The sequence below is a fragment of the Enterococcus sp. 3H8_DIV0648 genome (assembly GCF_002140655.1).
In the GTDB taxonomy this organism is placed as follows: Bacteria; Bacillota; Bacilli; order Lactobacillales; family Enterococcaceae; genus Enterococcus_A; species Enterococcus_A hulanensis.
In genome coordinates this window covers 1,074,678-1,077,346 of record NZ_NGLG01000002.1, presented here as the reverse complement: position 1 = coordinate 1,077,346, position 2,669 = coordinate 1,074,678, and the positions used below count along the sequence as shown (strand labels likewise).

General features: G+C 42.6%; 1 protein-coding gene. It reads left to right on the top strand.

Annotated features, from left to right (window positions below):
- On the top strand, nt 1–2,669 hold a 2,669-nt coding region (locus A5875_RS23900; protein ID WP_088935590.1), incomplete at both ends, for an InlB B-repeat-containing protein.

Genomic DNA, 2,669 nt, shown 5'->3' with positions numbered 1-2,669 from the left:
GATGGCGGTTCAGCGGTGACGAAACAAACAGTAGAAGATGGAGCGAAAGCAACGAAACCATCTAATCCGACAAAAGCGGGCTACGATTTCACTGGCTGGTATAAAGATAAAGATTGTAAAGAAGCATTCGACTTTGACACTGAGGTCATTACGGAAGCGACGACAATCTACGCAGGTTGGAAAGCAAAAGCGAAAGAGAAATTTGACGTAACGTTCGAAACGGACGGCGGTTCAACGATTGCGAAACAAACAGTAGAAGACGGAAGTAAAGCAAGTAAACCTTCTGATCCAACAAAATCGGGTTACGATTTCACCGGCTGGTATAAGGATAAAGATTGTAAAGAAGTATTCGACTTTGATAAAGAAGTGATTACGGAAGCGACAACAATCTACGCAAGTTGGAAAGCTAAGGCGAAAGAGAAATTCGATGTGACATTCGAAACGGATGGCGGCTCATCAGTTGCGAAACAAACAGTAGAAGATGGAAGTAAAGCCAATAAACCATCCGATCCAACGAGAGTGGGTTATGACTTTACTGGTTGGTATAAGGATGCAGGTTGCACAGAAAAATTTGACTTTGATAAGGAAGTCATCACAAAGGCAACGACAATCTACGCAGGCTGGAAAGCAAAAGCGAAAGAGAAATTTGACGTAACGTTTGAAACCGATGGTGGTTCAGCTATTGCGAAACAAACAGTAGAAGATGGAAGTAAAGCAACGAAACCATCTAATCCGGCAAAATCGGGTTACGACTTTACTGGCTGGTATAAGGATAAAGCTTGTAAAGAAGCATTCGACTTCGATAAAGAAGTGATCACAGAAGCGACAACAATCTACGCCGGTTGGAAAGCAAAAGCGAAAGAAAAATTCGATGTAACGTTTGAAACGGATGGCGGTTCATCAGTCGCAAAACAAACAATTGAAGATGGCGCGAAAGCCACAAAACCATCCGATCCAACGAAAGCGGGTCATGACTTTACTGGTTGGTACAAGGATGCAGGTTGCACGGAAGCATTCGACTTTGACACCGAAGTGATCACAGAAGCGACGACAATCTACGCAGGCTGGAAAGTAAAAGCGAAAGAGAAATTTGATGTAACATTCGAAACGGATGGCGGCTCATCAGTTTCAAAACAAACAGTAGAAGATGGAAGTAAAGCAAGTAAACCTTCTGATCCAACGAAATCTGGTTACGACTTTACCGGTTGGTACAAGGATGCAGGTTGCACGGAAGCATTCGATTTTGACACTGAAGTCATCACGGAAGCGACGACAATCTACGCAGGCTGGAAAGCTAAGGCGAAAGAGAAATTTGATGTAACGTTTGAAACGGATGGCGGTTCATCAGTCGCAAAACAAACAATTGAAGATGGAGCGAAAGCCACAAAACCATCTGATCCAACGAAGGCAGGTTATGACTTTACTGGTTGGTACAAGGATGCAGGCTGCACGGAAGCATTCGATTTTGACACTGAAGTCATCACGGAAGCGACAACGATCTATGCCGGTTGGGAAGTGAAAGCGAAAGCGAAGTTTGATGTTGTATTTGACAGTAATGGCGGTTCCGCTGTTACAAAACAAACGGTAGAAGACGGTAGTAAAGCAACGAAGCCGTCCGATCCAACGAAGGCCGGTTATATTTTTGAAGGCTGGTATAAGGAACAAACTTTCTTAACTCAGTTTGATTTTACTAATGAAACGATTACTGAGAATGTGACACTTTATGCCAAATGGAAGCAGGAAGATATCACAATTCCTAGCTATCAAGTTACTTTTGAGTTGGATAATGGAGACGCACCGATTAAACAAGAAGTGCAAGATGGAGAGAAATTAACTCGCCCACAAGATCCAACAAAATCAGGGTATAAATTTGCAGGTTGGTATAAAGATTCTCAACACACTCAAGTCTTTGATTTTGACAAAGAAACAATTTCTTCTAGTTTGTCATTATATGCAAAATGGGAAAAACTTGAAGAGTATAAAGTAATCTTTGATACAGCTGGCGGTGATCCGCTTAATGATCAACTCGTATTGGAAGGTGATTGTGCCGTTGCACCAGCTGATCCGACAAGACCTGGCTATGTTTTTGTTGGTTGGTATAAAGATGCCAATGGTTTGGAGGAGTTCGACTTCACGAAAGAAATTTCTGAAGATACGATTATCTACGCGCTTTGGGAGCAAGAAACTTATCAAGTAGATTATCAAACGAATGGCGGCGATGAGGTTGCTTCAGAAATCGTTAATAGCAGCGAAACCTTCACGAAGCCACAAGATCCAAGCCGAACAGGTTACACATTTGCAGGCTGGTACACGGACAAAGACTTAACAAAAGCGTATGATTTCAATACGCCGGCGACAGGGAACTTAGTCTTGTATGCAAAATGGGAAAAAACTGTGGAAGCGAACTATACGGTAACGTATGAAGTGAACGGCGGAAGTAAAGTTGACTCGGAAACAGTTAAGAAAGATGAGCTGTTTACGAAGCCAAAAGATCCAAGTCGCACAGGTTACACATTTGCAGGCTGGTACACGGACAAAGACCTAACAAAAGCGTATGATTTCAATACGTCAGCGACAGGTAACTTAGTCTTGTATGCAAAATGGGAACAGACTGTGGAAACGAACTATACGGTAACGTATGAAGTGAACGGCGGAAGTAAAGTTGACTC